Below are 16,525 nucleotides of genomic sequence, written 5' to 3' on the forward strand. Positions count from 1 at the left end.
TAGAGCAAAGATTCTATAGCACTCTGAAAGCCCCGTATTTTGGGACTTCCCTTAAAAGCATCGCGGGCAAGCCTCGCTCCTACAGGTTCGATGGTGTTCACCAAAACCGGCGAACAACACAAAACCTGTAGGAGCGAGGCTTGCCCGCGAACGCGCAAAGCGCGGGCATTCAACGCCTATGCAATATCCCGCAACTCCCGCCGCAGAATCTTGCCCACCGGCGTCATCGGCAACGACTCACGCAACACAATGTGCTTGGGCACTTTGTACGCCGTGAAGTTTTCCTTGCAGTACGCCTTCAGCTCTTCAAGGCTGACCCCCGATTCGCGGGCCACCACAAACAACTTCACAGCCTCCCCCGAACGCTCGTCCGGCACGCCGATCACCGCGCAGTTGGCGACTTTCGGGTGAGCCATCACGATGTCTTCGATCTCGTTCGGGTACACGTTGAAACCCGAGACGATGATCATGTCTTTCTTGCGATCGACGATGCGCACAAAACCGTCCGGGTCGATCACCGCGATGTCGCCGGACTTAAACCAGCCCTCGGCATCCAGCACCTCGGCGGTGGCTTCCGGTTTCTGCCAGTAGCCCTTCATGATCTGCGGGCCCTTGATGCACAGTTCGCCGCGTTCGCCCAAGGGCTGCTCGACGCCTTCATCGTTGATCACTTTCAGCGTGGTGCCCGGCACTGGCAGGCCGACCGTGCCGATCCGCGATTTGTCGCCGTACGGGTTGGTGCAAGCCACCGGCGACGTTTCGGTCAGGCCGTAACCTTCGGTGATGCGGCACCCGGTGAGCTGCTCCCAACGCTCCGCGGTAGCCTTGACCAGCGCGGTGCCGCCGGAGTTGGTGAGTTTGAGGCTGGAGAAATCCAGGGTCTTGAAATCAGGGTGATCCATCAGCGCAACGAACAGCGTATTGAGCCCCAGCAACGCCGAGAACCGCCAGTTCTTCAGCTCCTTGATGAAGCCGCCGATGTCGCGAGGATTAGTGATCAGCACGTTGTGGTTTCCGGTCACCATCATGCACATGCAGTTCGCCGTGAACGCATAGATGTGATACAGCGGCAGCGGCGCGATCATCACTTCCTGACCTTCGCGCAGCAGTGGCTGACCGTCGTTGCCGAACTGCCCGAGGCACGCCCGCGCCTGCTGCATGTTCGCCACCAGGTTGCCGTGGGTCAGCATCGCGCCCTTGGCCAGGCCGGTGGTGCCGCCGGTGTATTGCAACACCGCGATGTCGTCGAGGCCGACTTTCAGCGGCTTGATGCCCAGGCCCCGGCCCAGACGCAGCGCGCTCTTGAAGGAAATCGCCTGGGGCAAGGAATAGGCAGGGACCATCTTCTTCACCTTGCTGACCATGGTGTTGACCAGCCAGCCCTTGGCGCTGGGCATCAGGTCGCCCATTTTCGCTTCGATCAGGTACTGGATGTCGGTGTCGGGCAGCACTTCCTGGACCTTCTGCCCGAACACGTTCAGGTACACCAGCGCCCGGGCGCCGGAGTCCTTGAACTGATGACGCATTTCCCGCGCGGTGTACAGCGGGTTGGTGTTGACCACGATCAGCCCGGCGCGCAAGGCACCGAACACGGCAATCGGGTAATGCAGGACGTTGGGCATCTGCACCGCAATGCGATCCCCCGGCACCAGGTCGGTGTGAGCTTGCAGGTAACCGGCGAACGCCAGGCTGTAGCGTTCCAGTTCGGCGTAGGTCAGGGTCACGCCCATGTTGCTGAACGCCGGGCGATCAGCGAATTTCTTGCAGGAACGCTCGAACACCTCAAGCACCGACTTATAGGCTCCAAGGTCAATATCCAGGGGCACGCCGGCCGGGCGTTTGTCATTCCAGAAATCAGGTTGCATTGTTCTTGTCCTCTTTACCTGAGCCTATCCGGGCCACTTTTCTCTTCGTTAAGAACAAGAAGTGAAAAAGCGGAGCTTCACGGACACTAGCAGCTATGGCGAATCAGGCAAATATGCCAACGGGCGTCATTGACCGTGTGAATCTTGCTGCAGCGGCGTGGCCTGATCAGACGGGAGCGAAAGGATGCGCTATACAATGCATCGTGCCTGTGACCCATCCATGCAAAGGAATCGCCATGATCCACGACACTTTCTGGCTGACCGCGAGTGACCGCAGCCGCCTCTACGTCAACCAGTGGCTGCCCGATCCGCCTTTGAAAGCGGTGATCCTGCTGGCCCATGGCATGGCTGAACACAGTGGTCGCTACGCCCGTCTGGCGGAGAAATTCTGCGAGCAGGGTTACGGCGTCTACGCGCCGGACCTGCGTGGACATGGCAAAACTGCCGAAAACGGGACACTCGGCCATTTCGCCGATGACGATGGCTGGTGCAAAGTGGTCGGCGACCTGGCCAGCCTCAACCAACACATCGGCCAGCAACATCCCGGTGTGCCGATCGTGCTGCTCGGCCACAGCATGGGCAGCTACATCGCCCAGGCCTATTTGCTGCACCACAGCGCCAGCCTGCATGGCGCGGTGCTCAGCGGTTCGAACTTCCAGCCCATCGCGCTTTATCGCGCAGCGCGACAAATCGCCCGGCTAGAACGTCTGCGCCAGGGCGGCAAGGGTCGCAGTGCGCTGATCGAGTGGCTGTCGTTCGGCTCGTTCAACAAGAAATTCAAACCGGTGCGCACGCGATTCGACTGGCTCAGCCGGGATCCGGCGGAAGTCGATCTGTACGCCAACGACCCGCTCTGCGGCTTTCGTTGCACCAATCAGTTGTGGATCGATTTGCTTGGCGGCTTGCAGCAAATCAGCAAAGCGTCCAATCTCGCTCAGATCGATCCGGGCCTGCCGCTGTTGGTGATTGGCGGTGAATGTGATCCGGTGAGCGAAGGCAAGCGTCTGAACGATCTGGCCCAAGCGCTGCGCGCGGCCGGCAGCCAGAACCTGCAACTGACTATTTACCCGCAGGCACGGCATGAACTGTTCAACGAGAGCAACCGCGATGAAGTGATCAATGACGTGTTGAACTGGATCGCCCAGGCGCTGAGCCACCGCCGGCCACCCAGATCGGAATAGTTTTTTTGTGGATTTTTTATTTGTCACAGGAATTGAAACAGATGACCCAGGTTACCAACACCCCTTACGAAGCCCTCGAAGTCGGCCAGACCGCCAGCTACAGCAAGACGGTCGAAGAGCGCGACATTCAGTTGTTCGCCGCGATGTCCGGTGACCACAACCCGGTGCACCTGGACGCCGAATACGCCGCGAGCACCATGTTCAAGGAACGCATCGCCCACGGTATGTTCAGCGGTGCACTGATCAGCGCGGCCGTTGCCTGTGAGTTGCCTGGGCCGGGGACTATTTATATCGGTCAGCAGATGAGCTTTCAGAAGCCGGTGAAGATTGGCGACACCCTGACCGTGCGCCTGGAAATCCTCGAGAAACTGCCGAAGTTTCGTGTGCGGATTGCCACTCGCGTGTTTAACCAGCGCGATGAATTGGTGGTGGATGGCGAGGCCGAGATTCTGGCGCCGCGCAAGCAGCAGACCGTGACGTTGACTACCCTGCCAGCGATCAGCATCGGCTGATTGCCCTTAAAAGATCGCAGCCTCGTTGCACTCGACAGCTCCTACAAGGTTTTGTGTACACCTGTAGGAGCTGTCGAGTGAAACGAGGCTGCGATCTTTTGATCTTAATCCCCCTCCTGCACCTGCACACTCGCCGTCATCCCCGAACTCAAATTCATCCCCTCCGGCAACTGATCAATCTTGATCCGCACCGGAATCCGCTGCGCCAGCCTCACCCAGTTGAACGTCGGTTCCACCTCCGCCAATAACTGCCCGTCCGGCGTGGTATTGCGATCGGTAATCCCGCGGCTGATGCTTTCTACATGCCCGTCCAGCGCTTCCCCCGCGCTCATCAACCAGACCTTCACCGGATCGCCCACCCGAATCCGCGACAACTTGGTTTCCTCGAAATACGCCTGCACATAGAACGTCGAATCATCGATCAACGCCATCACCGGCTGCCCGGCATTCACGTAATTGCCTTGGGCCAGGCGCAGGTTAGTGATGTGGCCGCTGCGAGGCGCATGGACCTGACTGCGCGCCAGATTGAGTTCAGCGACCTTGGCTTCCGCTTGAGCTTCACGCAATTCACCACGGGCGATGCCGGCGTTGATTTGCGCGTTCTCGCGCAGTTCGGCACTGATCGCTTGCGGCCCGAGACTGGCGCGGCGACTGGCTTCGCGTTCACGCAGATTGAGTTGTTGCTGGCGGGTCTGCACCACCGCCTGGGCCTTCTCCAGCGCCGCTTCGAAACGATCACGATCGATGCTCAGCAACAGATCGCCGGCCTTGACCGGCTGGTTATCGAACGCCTTCAGCTCACGCACCCAACCCGAGACGTCCGGGGCGATCACCACCACGTCGGCGCGGATTCGCGCGTCCCGGGTCCAGGGCGTGAGCATGTAGTACTGCCACAAATGGAAACCGGCAAAAATCGCCACCGCCACCAGGCACAGGGTTATCGCGACACGTACGGGGGTACGCATTTTTTACTCCTTATAAAGGTCCGAGGACGACGGTGATCAGGGTCAATACACAGACGTACAAGGCGCAATCAAACAATGCTTCGTGCCAGATCCAGCGGCCGACCGGCGTCAGGCGCAACAGCATGCGCAAAGCTCCGGTGACGAGCAGCGCCAGCAGCACATAAATCAGAAACGGACTGAGCAGCACGCCGCCCACCGACCACTCACGCAAGCCCATGGCTTTGCTCCTGTTGACGGCACCAGGCGCGCCAGCTGCTTTGCAATTGCAGCACCGCGCCCTGGGCCAGTTTTACGGCATCGCTGGGCGGCAATGCGTACAAGGTTTTCAAGAAGTCTTCGCTGGGCTGCTTCAACGCATCGGCGAAGTTGCCCGCAGGACCTTGTTCGAGGACTTTTTCCAACTGTTCGAGATACCGCCGTTGAGGCGCGCTGACGGGCACTTGCGCCACTGCCAGGCTCAAACGCAGATGCAGCAATTCATCACCGATATCGAGGCCAAGCAAACCGTCATCCCAGCGACTGCGCGCCGGTTCCGGCAGTTCAGGATAGTGCCGCGCCAGTTGCAGCAAACGGTCGGCCATACGCCCGCCAAACCAGCTTTCGGCACCGCGTAGATTGCGTCGGGTCAGCCGCACCAGATCGTCGAGCGTCGCCGCCAGCAAGCGCCGGCCATGCCACGCCGGGTTACGCAGGATCAGCAAATGAAACGCCAGCACCGCCGCGCCGACACCGACCACCATCGCCTGGGCACTGTTGAAGAACGTGGCGACGTCGAACTTCATCGCGTTCAACGGCGACACCAGCACGATGAAGTGCAGACAGAACGAAGTGGCTGTGGCGCCGATCTGCGGCTTGGCCATGCCCAGCGCACCGAAAAACAACGGCACGCCCATGCCCATGCAGAGCAACGCAAAACCGCTCCATTGCGGCAGCAAAATCTGCCCGACGAAAAACGCCGTCGGAATCGCCAGAAAAATCCCCCGCATGAAACTCATACCGATCTGCGCGCCGTTCTCGCGACTGGCAAACAGGCTGCACACCACGCACGTCAGCACCAGGGCGCCCGACGCGGCGGGCCAGGCCGTCGCCAGCCAGAAGCACGACACCACCAGAAACGCCAAGGCACTGCGCGCACCGAACACCAGCGCCAATGACAGGTCACGGTGCGGCGTCAGCGTGCGTGGCGGATCCACCGTTTCGCGGCCCTCCTCCACCGCTTTCAACGCCGCAGTGGCCGCCATTGCGGTATCGAGCAGCAAGGTGAAACGGGCCAGGCAGTAACTCTGCGCGGAGCTGATGTGCGGATCGTGGGACGCATCGAGCAACCTCGGCCGCAACGCTTGCAGGGTCGCGGTATCGGCACCGCTGAGCGCGGCCTGAACCTCGGTCATCCAGGGCTGCAGTTGCTTGGCTTCCTGGGGTTCCAATTGCTTCCACTGACGGCGCACCGAACGGGCGATGCGCAGCAGCATCAAGAGCTTCTGACTCAAACCGCTGATGGCACGCGCGCGCTGCCGACCGAGGCCACCTTCAAACCAGGCATGTTCGCGCTGGGCATCGACAGCGACAATTCGCCCGAGGATTTCCAGCAGGCCTTTACGCGCCTGAGCATCGCCGGCCAGGGTGGCACGCGCCGCATTCATCCCGCTGTTCCAGGCGGCTTGAGCTTGATCCGCCAGTTGCCGCTCGACCCGCATCGGCCAAATCAATGCACTGGCCGCCGTGGCGCAGAGGATGCCCAGACAGATTTCCGTGCAGCGCGCCACGGCCTGGTCGAACACCGTCAGCGGATGAGTGATGGCCGGCAACGCGATGATCGCCACCGTGTAACCGGCCAGCACAAATGAATAGGACCAGGCGCTGCGCAACAGCGTCGAACTCGCCGTACACAGCCCGAGCCACAACGCCAATGCCAGTAGAAACAGCCAGGGCGTCTGGGCGAACAACCCCATGAACACCACCGACATGATCGTTCCGACCAGCGTACCCAGCAGCCGCGCCAACCCCTTCTGCACCACCATTCCGGACAACGGCTGAGCGACGATGAACGCCGTCATCAGCGCCCAGGCGGGTTGCTCCAGGCCCCAGCGCAACGCCAGCCACAGCGCCAGGCCGCCGCCGATCAGGGTCTTGATCGCAAACTGTAGTGCACGGCGGTCAGGCGCAAACAAGGCCTGTAAAGTGATAGGCACGAAAAACACTCTTGAAAGGACGATTTAACGATAGTCGGGTTCAGCACCCATCCATCAAAACATCGCAATCAATGTAGGAGCTGTCGAATGAAACGAGGCTGCGATCTTTTGATCTTGATCTTTTTAAAAGCAAGATCAAAAGATCGCAGCCTCGTTTCACTCGACAGCTCCTACAGGGGTTGGTTCATGGATAAACGCCAGGCACAAAAAAACGCCAGACTGGCTGGCGTTTTTGACAGGCTACGAACGCTTAAGAGCGAGCGCGAGCCTGGTTACGCAGAGCTTTTACCTGATCGTGATTGCGTTGCACGCCGTGGTACTGACGTTCAACCAGGTCACGAATGCCCACCAGGTTGTGCTTGTTGATTTTTTCCATGGCTTCTTTGTAAGCCTTCAGCGCATGGTCTTCGCCGCGTTCGGCTTCGTTCAACACGGCTTCTTCGTCCTTGCCGGTGAACATTGCTTTCACGTCGACCCAGCGACGGTGCAGGTCACCGCTGACGCTGGTGGAAGTTTCCGGATCGCCACCCATCGAACGCACGGCGCTCTGGAGTTCGGCAGCCGCCGACGCGCAATCAGCCGAGCGTTGCACGAACAGGGTTTTGAGTTCAGGGTGTTTGATGTCTTCAGCGCAAGTCTTGAACCCTTCCTGACCGTCTTTGCTGGTTTCAATCAGGTCGTTGAGTACAGAGATCGCTTCTTTATTAATGTCGGTCATTTTTCAATTCCTTGCGGGTTGATGAAAGATGCAATAGGTATTGCACCCTGCATGCCAGCTTTGAACCGATAATTTATTCCTTATATTTCAATTACTTAACTTTAACGCCAAAATCTGTATCCGCTTTTTTTGCATGAACTGTCAATTGGCCTGCATGCAGAATGCCTGTATTTTTCCAGCCTGATGAATCAAGACGACCGATAGATGAACCCTGAAAAGCTTGAACTGTTGATCACCCGGGAAATGCCCTTCGGCAAATACAAGGGCCGGATCATTGCCGACCTGCCTGGCCAATACCTGAACTGGTTCGCCCGCGAAGGTTTCCCGCATGGCGAATTGGGCGGTTTACTGGCCCTGATGCAGGAGATTGATCACAACGGTCTGTCAGACCTGCTCGAACCGCTGCGCGCCAAACACGGCAAACCTGCCCCACGCCACTGAAATCGCACAAGAACCGAGTAGCTCATGCCCGATAACACCCGTCGCGCCCGTGATGAACAATTCTGGAAGACCTTTGCCGACCGCTACTCGGTCGAACCCGGGCCCATCAACCTGGAAAACGGCTATTTCGGGCGAATGTCGCGCACCGTGGTCGAGGAGTATCAGCGCAACATCGATTTGATCAATCGCAGCAACTCGGTGCATGTGCGCCAGCGTTTTGAACAGGTCGAAAGCCTCGAGATCAGGGCACAGCTCGCCAGCCTGATCAATGTTCCAGCCGAAGCCGTGGCCCTCACCCGCAACGCCTCGGACGGTTTGCAATCGCTGATCCGCAACTACAATCGTCTTCAACCGGGCGATCAGGTGCTGATTTGCGATCTGGAGTACGACACGGTCAAAGGCGCGATGCGTTGGCTGGCCCGGCATCGCGGCGTGGAAGTGATTGAAATCGACCACGCCCACCCCGCAACTTTCGACAGTTTGCTAACCACCTATCGCGACGCCTTCGTGCGTTATCCAAAACTCAAATTGATGGCCCTGACCCACGTTACCCATCGCACCGGATTGGTCATGCCGGTGCAGGCCATTGCTGCCGCCGCGAAGGAACACGGCATCGACGTGATTCTTGATGGCGCGCATGCCTTGGGCCAGATCGAGTTCAATCTGGATGAACTGGGCATCTCTTTCGCCGGTTTCAACCTGCATAAATGGATCGGCGCGCCTCTGACACTGGGCTTCATTTACATTGCCCCTGAGCGCCTGGCCGACATCGACCCGGACATGGGCGAGATGCATTTCCCGGTCACCGATATTCGCGCGCGCACGCCGTACAGCACACCGAACATCCCGGCGCTGCTGACGCTGCCGCTGGTGTTCGAGGAGCATCTCGCCATGGGCGGTGTCGCCGCCAAGAGCACACGGCTCAACTACCTGCGCAACCGGTGGGTCAATGCGGTTCGCGAGCTACCGGGAATCGATGTCATGACACCCGATGATCCGCGACTGTATTGCGGCATTACCTCGATGCGCTTTACCCGGCATCCCGATCAACAGGCGATGGTCGAGCGGCTGCTCAGCGACTACAACCTGTTCACCGTGATGCGCAGCGGCGCGGCGAGTGGGCCGTGTATTCGCATTACACCCGGGCTCACCACCACCGCAGCCGACATGGATCTGCTGGCCCGGGCGCTGACCGAGCTGCGCTGACGTCATACCGTGTATTTGTCGAAGTCCTCCGGTTTGATTTGTGTTGAAGCGGCGAACGTGTCGATACCGATGGTCGTGTGCCCGAAAAAGCCGTCCTCGTTCGAGTCTCGACCGAGGGGGTGGACCGTTAATGTCGAGGCTTCACCGCCCTGATGCAGATAATGAACGTCTTCGTTGTTGGCCAGCGGCGAGGCGGATCGGCCGCCGTACTCCCGGGTGTTGAGCACCGAACGCGAGGCGGGTTCGGGAAAGTACAGCTGACCGACCCAGGCGACGTGTCGCTCGTCGAGAAAGTTGTTGCCGGACGTGATGCGCACGGCGACATGGATGTGCAAGGCGCGACCGGCATAGAACCCCGGATAGATAGTGGTAAACCGCACCACGCCCTTTTTGTCGGTGAATTGCCCGCCACGCAGATAGGTGTCGTCGTCGGTGCGCGGGACCGAGCCGATGTCACCGTCATCGACTTCCTTGTCCGGATTGATCTTGCTCCAGCCCGAATAGGCACCTCGCGCGTTGCAATGCCAGATATCGACCAAGGCCCCGGTCACAGGCTGGCCGGTCATGGCATCGACAATTGTCAGTCGTAGCACCAGGGGAATGCCATCGGCACTTTCACTGATGTTGCGCCGTATCAGTTTCGGATTGCGGAAAAACGGGCCGGCGATTTGCTCGGGAGACAGCAGGTAAACCGGTGGTGTGGGTGCAACTGAGGTGTAGTCGTCCATGACGTTCTCTCTTCCATAAGATGAACGCAGGTTAGCGCTGGTTGAACGACGAGATGCGGTAACTATGTATCGCGTGATGTCCCTGTAGGAGCGAGGCTTGCCCGCGAAGACGCCAGATCAGTCACCTTCAATGCTGACTGTACCGACGCTTTCGCGAGCAAGCCTCGCTCCTACAGGGGAATTCATCAGGCAAAAAAAAACGGTGCACCGACCAAGCGCACCGTAAAGCCGTAGAACACACAACGAAGTGTTTGGTAAAGCCGATATCAGTCCAGCAGCGCCAAAGCCTCGGCGGTGCATTCCTGAATGCGGGCCCAGTCGCCGTTCTTGATCCACTCCGGATCAAGCATCCAGCTACCGCCCACGCACATCACGTTTTTCAACGCCATGTAGCTCTTGATGTTGGCCGGGCTGACGCCGCCAGTCGGGCAGAATTTCACCTCACCGAACGGGCCGCCGAGGGCCTTGATGGCCGCAACGCCACCGCTGACTTCCGCCGGGAACAGTTTGAAGCGGCGATAGCCCAGGCCATAGCCTTCCATGATGCCGGACGCGTTGCTGATGCCGGGCAACAGCGGGATCGGGCTGTCGACACTGGCTTCGAGCAGGTCACGGGTGATACCCGGCGTGACGATGAACTGCGAACCGGCTGCTTCGGCAGCGGCAAGCATGTTGCGATCCAGCACGGTACCGGCACCGGTCACCAACTCCGGACGCTGCTCACGCAGAATCTGGATTGCCCTGAGACCGAACTGCGAACGCAGGGTCACTTCCAGGGCGGTCAGGCCACCGGCAGCCAGGGCGTCGGCCAGCGGCAGGACGTCCTGTTCGCGAGCGATGGTGATGACCGGCAGGATCCGCGCCTTGGCGCAGAGGCTGTCGATCAGGGCAACTTTGTCCGCCATGGAAACGGTCGGGGATGTGATTGTCATAGCGGCTGATCCTTGGCTCATGGGCACCAGTAAATCTCTAACGTAGGTTGCAGAAACGCGCGAATCGGCATGGCGGCGACATCGTCACCGGCCAATGCGGCACTCAGGGTGGTCAGCTTGGACTGACCGGAAATCGATAGAACGGTGGTCTTGGCCGAGGCCAGCAGCGCACGACTCATGGTCAGGCGCTGATGCGGCACGGTCGGTGCCAGCATCGGGTAGCAACGACGGGTGCCGTCGGCTTTCAAGGCGTCGGCCAGGTTCGGGCTGTTCGGGAACAGAGAGGCCGTGTGGCCGTCGTCGCCCATGCCGAGAATCAGCACGTCGATCGGCGGCAACTCGGCGAGCAAGCGGTCGGCCTGCTCGGCGGCCAGCTCAAGGTTCGCGGTGGCGCTGTACAGGCTCAGAAACTGAGCCTTGGCCGCCGGGCCTTGCAGCAGATAACGCTTGAGCAGGCCGGCATTGCTGTCGGCATGCTCGACCGGCACCCAACGCTCGTCGGCGAGGGTGACGACGACCTTGGACCAGTCCAGTTTCTGCTTCGCCAGGTTCTGGAAAAACGCCACCGGGCTACGGCCACCGGAGACCACCAGCGTCGCGCTGCCGCGAGCGTCGATGGCGTCACTCAGTTGCTTGGCCACGTTGAGCGCCAAACCATCGGCCAACAGCACCGGGCTCTTGAACTCATGGGCGCTGACGCCCTGAGGCAGTTTCAAATCAGATATCGCCATACCACGACCTCCCATCCCGCGTGATCAGAGCAATGGAGCTCATCGGTCCCCAGGACCCGGCCGCGTACGGCTTGGGCGCATCACCGGATTTTTTCCACCCGGCGATCAACTGGTCACACCACTTCCACGCGGCTTCGATTTCATCTTTACGGACAAACAGGTTCTGATTGCCGCGCATCACTTCCAGCAACAAACGCTCGTAGGCATCGGGGATCCGTGCGCTACGCCAGGTGTCGGAAAAATTCAGCTGCAACGGACCGCTGCGCAGCTGCATGCCCTTGTCCAGGCCTTGTTCTTTGGTCATCACGCGCAAGGAAATGCCTTCGTCCGGTTGCAGACGGATGATCAACTTGTTGCTGATCTGCAGGCGCTGCTCGGGGGCGAAGATGTAGTGCGACGGTTCCTTGAAGTGGATGACGATCTGCGACAGCTTCTGCGGCATGCGCTTGCCGGTGCGCAGGTAAAACGGCACGCCGGCCCAGCGCCAGTTGCGAATGTCCGCACGCAGGGCGACGAAGGTTTCGGTGTCGCTTTGGGTGTTCGAATTCGGCTCTTCCAGATAGCCAGGCACCGGTTTGCCTTCGCTGTAGCCGGCGATGTACTGGCCGCGCACCACTTGCGTGGTCAGGCCTTCCGGGCTGATCGGCGCCAGGGCTTTGAGCACTTTGACTTTCTCGTCACGGATGCTGTCGGCGGACAGGTCGGCCGGCGGGTCCATGGCGATCAGGCAGAGCAGTTGCAGCAGGTGATTCTGGATCATGTCCCGCAGCTGACCGGCCTTGTCGAAGTAACCCCAGCGACCTTCGATCCCGACCTTCTCGGCCACGGTGATTTCCACGTGGGAGATGTAATTCTGGTTCCACTGGGTTTCGAACAGGCTGTTGGCGAAGCGCAGGGCGATCAGGTTCTGGACGGTCTCTTTGCCCAGGTAGTGGTCGATGCGGTAGGTGCGGTTCTCCGGGAAGAACTGCGCCACGGCATCGTTGACCTTGCGCGAGGATTCCAGGTCCGAACCGATGGGTTTTTCCAGCACGACGCGGGTGTTTTCGGTCAGGCCGACCTTCGACAGGTTCTCGCAGATTGCGCCGTAAACGGCGGCCGGCGTGGCGAAGTAGGCGATCACACGCTGGGCGCTGCCGGCCATTTCGGCCAGGGCGACGTAATCGTCAGCCTTGAGGAAGTCGACATGCAGGTAGCTCAAACGGGCCAGGAAGCGTTCGACCACAGCTTCGTCCAGCTCTTTGGCACCCACGTAACGGCGCAGCTCTGAAGCGATGAACGCCAGGTGCTCCTGCTCGCTGCCCGGCTCACGGGCCAGCGCGATAATGCGCGTATCCTCGTGCAAGAGGCCTGCGCCATCGAGTTGATAAAGGGCAGGAAACAGTTTGCGCAAGGCCAGATCGCCGAGGGCGCCGAACAAGGCAAAGGTGCACGGTTCAACCGTAATCGAAGGCATGATGTTTGTTCTTTTATCAAGTTAAGCTACAAATACCTTTTTTCAAGGCATCACTCAAGGGAAAATGTAGTAATAACCACAACATTTTCGCAAAATACAGATTCCGAGTGGTGGTCGGTCGGAGCCATCAGTAGGATAGGCCACCGTTACGGGCCGTATCAAAGGCCCAATTTGCATAGCCGAACGCTTATTTGCGCTGCTGACCTAAGGAACATGAAATGGACCGCGTGCGAAATTTACTGGAACAGATCCAGAATCGCCTTGAAGACCTGAACAAGGCAGAACGCAAAGTCGCCGAAGTGATCCTGCAAAACCCACAGCAGGCCACCCGGTTCAGCATCGCCGCCCTCGCCCAGGCTTCAAAGGTCAGCGAGCCGACGGTCAACCGTTTCTGCCGTTCGTTCGGCGTCAGCGGCTACCCGGAACTCAAGCTTCAGTTGGCCCAGAGCCTGGCCAGTGGCGCGGCGTATGTCAGCCGTGCGGTCGAAGCCGATGACAATCCCGAGGCGTACACCAAGAAGATTTTCGGCAGCGCCATCGCGTCACTGGACAGTGCCTTGCAGGCACTGGACCCGAATCTGATCAGCCGCGCCGTCGACCTGTTGATCCAGGCCCGGCAGATCCACTTCTTCGGCCTCGGTGCCTCGGCCCCGGTGGCGCTGGATGCGCAGCACAAGTTCTTCCGTTTCAACCTCGCCGTTACCGCCCATGCCGACGTGCTGATGCAACGCATGATTGCGTCGGTGGCGCACACCGGCGAGCTGTTCGTGATCATTTCCTACACCGGCCGCACCCGCGAACTGGTGGAAGTGGCGCGCATCGCCCGGGAAAACGGTGCTTCGGTGCTGGGCCTGACGGCCGAAGGTTCACCGTTGGCCAAAGCCAGTACCTTGAGCCTGAACATTCCGCTGCCGGAAGACACCGACATCTATATGCCGATGACGTCGCGGATCATTCAGCTGACCGTGCTGGATGTGCTGGCCACCGGCATGACCTTGCGCCGGGGCGTGGATTTCCAGCCGCATTTGCGCAAGATCAAAGAGAGCTTGAATGCGAGCCGGTATCCGGTTGGGGATGAGTTTAATTAATCAGGTTGAGTTATTTGTCGCCTGGTAAGTCGCCTTCGCGAGCAAGCCCGCTCCCACATTTGGAACGCATTCCCCTGTGGGAGCGGGCTTGCTCGCGAAGGCGCCAGCCGCAACACAGAAAATCTTGAGCTAAAGCCCAACCCTTGCCTGCAAACTCAAATGCGCCTTCTGCCCCGGCGCCAGGCTCAAGCTGTCTGTCCCGCCACTCGCCGCTTCAACACACACAAATTCTGAAATCTCGTTCCAGCTCACCCCCAGCAACGGCCGCGAGCCCGGATGCCAGACCACCGTGTCCGCATGGTCACCGGTGTCGATGCACAATTCCCGCTGCCAGGCGTGGTCCTTGAGCTGCAATTCTCCGTCATGCTGGAACACTCGCTGACACCCGCCTTCGACTCTCAACTCGCCTTCCTGATGACAAATCTGACGGTTCAACTGATCGTAACCCTGCGCCCCATCGAGCCCAGACAGCGCTATCTCGCCGACATCACCAATACGCCAATAGGCATGCAACGCCTGACTCAATTGGCACGGCAGGCTGTCTTGATGCTCAGTGCTCAGACGCAGATCCATGCGCTCTCCAAGGTGTGCGTGCAGGTCCACTTGCCAGTCGCAGAGCTGAAGTTGCCAATGCAGGCGCACGCCATCGTCGTCATGGCTGCTGTCGAGCAGCTTCCAGTCGATCAACCGTGCCCAGCCATGGGAAGGCCAGGCGTTTTCGCTCGGATGACGGCCATACCACGGCCAGCACACTGGCACGCCACCACGAATCGCACCGACCTGCGGCCACTTCGCCGCGCACCAGAGCCAGGGTTTCTGGCCGGTGGGCTGGAAGTGCAGCAACTGTGCGCCCTGACGACTGAACACCGCCTGACACAGCGGATGGTCGATCACCAGCACGTCGCGCTTCTGATAGCGCTCCCACGCAAACACCGGACGTTCGCGCAAGGATTTGAAGAAGCGTTGTAGCGGATGCTCATGCATGTGCCACGGTCCTGAAAATCACTCGGGGTGCGCCGCCCCAAAAAAAAGCGGACAGCCAAGGCTGTCCGCAAAAATGCGCACATAGAGAGGAGCTTATCGCAACAGCGTTAGAACACCGACTGAATTTTCAGGCCGGCCACCAGCGCGTTGTCGACTTCATCCACACCGCCCGGGTGAGTGATGTATTGCAGGTTGGGACGCACGGTCAGCCAGTTGGTGACGTGGAAACCGTAGTTGATTTCGTAGTTGTACTCAGTGTTACGCAGCGGCGCGAACAGCGGGTCCTGATAGTCAGTGACATTGTTGGAGGCGTTGACCAACTCAGAGTTTTTCTTCACGTCATCGTTGACATGGATACGGGCGGCACCAATGCCGAAGTCATCCTTCGGACGCGCATCGAACGGGCCCTTGTACACCAGCATCAGCGACTGGTAGTTGTCGACGAAGTTGGTGTCCTTGTCGTGGAAGGTGGCGTTGGCAGCGATGTTCAGGCCGCGGGATTTGTCACCGTTGTGGCTGGTGAGTTGTTGTTGCGCCACGAACCAGTAGCCGGATTTGCTATCGTGACTGCGATAGGCGTTGCCGCTGGTGGCCGCATCATTGCCGTTGGCATCTTCGCGGACGTCATCGGCATTGGCCGTGCTTTTGTAGTAACCGACACGGTATTCGCCCGGCAGGTTGCCAGGGTTAGGCAGCCAGACCAGTTCGACCGGCAACACGGTGCCTTTGGTACCACTGCCGCTGAGCTTGAAGCCGTTACCGTGCTCCAGTTGCGACGGGTTCTGGTTGTACGCACCGATCTGCGCATACCACTCAGGCGAGATGTTGTACTTCACGCGGATCGCGGCCTGGCTGATCGGCCAGTTGTACCAGATGTTGGTCGCCCAGTTACCCACCTGGGAACCGCAGAAGGCCAGGTTCTGGAACTCGCAAGGGAAGGTGTTGAAGTCTTCGCCTTCGCCGAAGTAACCGGCCTTGACGTCCAGCTTGCCGTCGAGGAACTGGTGCTTGATCCACAACTGGGTCAGACGGACCATGTGGCCACGGCCGTAGACTTCCTGGGAGGAACTCAAGGTGCCGGCACGCGGATCGCCGACACGGTCATTGGAGATGTTTTCACCGTTACGGTTGGTGAACTGGACCTTGGCCTGGGTGTTATCCCAGCCCCACAATTTTTGCAGGTCGAGTGCCACGCCCAGGCCAAACTGGTCGGCGTAACGCGCAGTCTTGTCGTTGTTGTAGCCGCCGTGAAGGTTCCCACCCACTTCACCGACGTAGTCCATCTTGATGTCGATACCTTGCTCGATCAGCTTGGTCCGCTCGCCACCCCAATCGCCGGTCATCCATTCGGAATCGGCGCTGAACGCGTCAGCCGCGTGCACACTACCGGCCAGCATCATGGCCGCAACGGCGGACAACTGGCAGATAAGCTGAGCGTTGTTGTTCTTCTTCATCCCTACATCCTCGTTTTATTGTTATTAACTGTTTTTATCTAACGCGGTTACATCAGGTGCGGAGAGCGACAG

16 protein-coding genes are annotated in these 16,525 nt (G+C 59.4%); 5 read left to right on the forward strand and 11 right to left on the reverse strand.

The window, feature by feature from the left end; genetic code table 11:
* Positions 1–176: 176 nt before the first annotated feature.
* Positions 177–1,865: a long-chain-fatty-acid--CoA ligase FadD2 gene (gene fadD2, locus ACA049_RS23545; RefSeq protein ID WP_497330233.1), complete on the reverse strand. Its 1,689-nt coding sequence runs from the start codon at positions 1,863–1,865 to the stop codon at positions 177–179.
* Between the two features lie 236 nt (positions 1,866–2,101).
* Here fadD2 and ACA049_RS23550 point away from each other — a divergent pair, with 236 nt between their 5' ends.
* The gene (locus tag ACA049_RS23550) at positions 2,102–3,046 is read left to right on the forward strand and encodes an alpha/beta hydrolase (protein WP_497330235.1); all 945 of its coding nucleotides are present in this window, start codon (positions 2,102–2,104) and stop codon (positions 3,044–3,046) included.
* 41 nt (positions 3,047–3,087) lie between these two features.
* On the forward strand, positions 3,088–3,558 hold the full coding sequence (locus tag ACA049_RS23555) for a MaoC family dehydratase (protein WP_497330236.1): 471 nt from the start codon (positions 3,088–3,090) through the stop codon (positions 3,556–3,558).
* Between the two features lie 104 nt (positions 3,559–3,662).
* Here the strand turns inward: ACA049_RS23555 and ACA049_RS23560 are convergent, their stop codons facing one another.
* The 4 genes from ACA049_RS23560 to ACA049_RS23575 all read right to left on the reverse strand — a co-directional run bounded on the left by ACA049_RS23560 (position 3,663) and on the right by ACA049_RS23575 (position 7,433).
* On the reverse strand, positions 3,663–4,523 hold the full coding sequence (locus ACA049_RS23560; RefSeq protein ID WP_497330238.1) for an efflux RND transporter periplasmic adaptor subunit: 861 nt from the start codon (positions 4,521–4,523) through the stop codon (positions 3,663–3,665).
* A gap of 10 nt (positions 4,524–4,533) precedes the next feature.
* The gene (locus tag ACA049_RS23565; protein WP_008151119.1) at positions 4,534–4,740 is read right to left on the reverse strand and encodes a DUF1656 domain-containing protein; all 207 of its coding nucleotides are present in this window, start codon (positions 4,738–4,740) and stop codon (positions 4,534–4,536) included.
* The gene (locus tag ACA049_RS23570; protein ID WP_497330240.1) at positions 4,727–6,715 is read right to left on the reverse strand and encodes an FUSC family protein; all 1,989 of its coding nucleotides are present in this window, start codon (positions 6,713–6,715) and stop codon (positions 4,727–4,729) included. Before ACA049_RS23570 ends, ACA049_RS23565 begins: the two co-directional genes overlap by 14 nt.
* 250 nt (positions 6,716–6,965) lie before the next feature.
* Positions 6,966–7,433: a ferritin-like domain-containing protein gene (locus ACA049_RS23575; protein WP_497330242.1), complete on the reverse strand. Its 468-nt coding sequence runs from the start codon at positions 7,431–7,433 to the stop codon at positions 6,966–6,968.
* Between the two features lie 204 nt (positions 7,434–7,637).
* On the opposite strand from ACA049_RS23575, the gene ACA049_RS23580 reads away from it, so the two are divergent.
* Together ACA049_RS23580 and ACA049_RS23585 are read left to right on the forward strand one after the other, a co-directional pair.
* Positions 7,638–7,874: a DUF3820 family protein gene (locus ACA049_RS23580; RefSeq protein WP_010457368.1), complete on the forward strand. Its 237-nt coding sequence runs from the start codon at positions 7,638–7,640 to the stop codon at positions 7,872–7,874.
* 24 nt (positions 7,875–7,898) lie between these two features.
* Complete coding sequence (locus tag ACA049_RS23585) at positions 7,899–9,080, forward strand: aminotransferase class V-fold PLP-dependent enzyme (RefSeq protein WP_497330244.1); 1,182 nt, start codon at positions 7,899–7,901, stop codon at positions 9,078–9,080.
* 2 nt (positions 9,081–9,082) lie between these two features.
* Here ACA049_RS23585 and ACA049_RS23590 read toward each other — a convergent pair whose 3' ends face one another.
* The 4 genes from ACA049_RS23590 to zwf form a co-directional block, all read right to left on the reverse strand.
* The gene (locus tag ACA049_RS23590) at positions 9,083–9,808 is read right to left on the reverse strand and encodes an intradiol ring-cleavage dioxygenase (RefSeq protein WP_497330246.1); all 726 of its coding nucleotides are present in this window, start codon (positions 9,806–9,808) and stop codon (positions 9,083–9,085) included.
* Between the two features lie 266 nt (positions 9,809–10,074).
* Positions 10,075–10,740 carry a bifunctional 4-hydroxy-2-oxoglutarate aldolase/2-dehydro-3-deoxy-phosphogluconate aldolase gene (locus tag ACA049_RS23595; protein WP_497330248.1) on the reverse strand — a complete coding sequence of 222 codons (666 nt, stop codon included), beginning with the start codon at positions 10,738–10,740 and terminating at the stop codon, positions 10,075–10,077.
* A gap of 17 nt (positions 10,741–10,757) precedes the next feature.
* Entirely contained in the window at positions 10,758–11,471 is a 714-nt protein-coding gene (pgl, locus tag ACA049_RS23600; RefSeq protein ID WP_497330250.1) for a 6-phosphogluconolactonase, read from the reverse strand.
* Complete coding sequence (gene zwf / locus ACA049_RS23605; protein ID WP_497330252.1) at positions 11,458–12,927, reverse strand: glucose-6-phosphate dehydrogenase; 1,470 nt, start codon at positions 12,925–12,927, stop codon at positions 11,458–11,460. The genes pgl and zwf overlap by 14 nt, the downstream gene beginning before the upstream one ends.
* Before the next feature lie 227 nt (positions 12,928–13,154).
* Here zwf and ACA049_RS23610 point away from each other — a divergent pair, with 227 nt between their 5' ends.
* Entirely contained in the window at positions 13,155–14,015 is an 861-nt protein-coding gene (locus tag ACA049_RS23610; protein WP_497299316.1) for a MurR/RpiR family transcriptional regulator, read from the forward strand.
* A gap of 129 nt (positions 14,016–14,144) precedes the next feature.
* On the opposite strand, the gene ACA049_RS23615 is transcribed toward ACA049_RS23610, so the two are convergent.
* Together ACA049_RS23615 and ACA049_RS23620 are read right to left on the reverse strand one after the other, a co-directional pair.
* Positions 14,145–14,999 (reverse strand): D-hexose-6-phosphate mutarotase, encoded by an 855-nt coding sequence (locus ACA049_RS23615; protein ID WP_497330254.1) that lies wholly within the window; start codon positions 14,997–14,999, stop codon positions 14,145–14,147.
* A 107-nt stretch (positions 15,000–15,106) separates the two neighbouring features.
* The gene (locus tag ACA049_RS23620) at positions 15,107–16,453 is read right to left on the reverse strand and encodes a carbohydrate porin (protein ID WP_497330256.1); all 1,347 of its coding nucleotides are present in this window, start codon (positions 16,451–16,453) and stop codon (positions 15,107–15,109) included.
* Positions 16,454–16,525 lie beyond the last annotated feature (72 nt).

The organism is Pseudomonas sp. LBUM1662, from assembly GCF_059695915.1.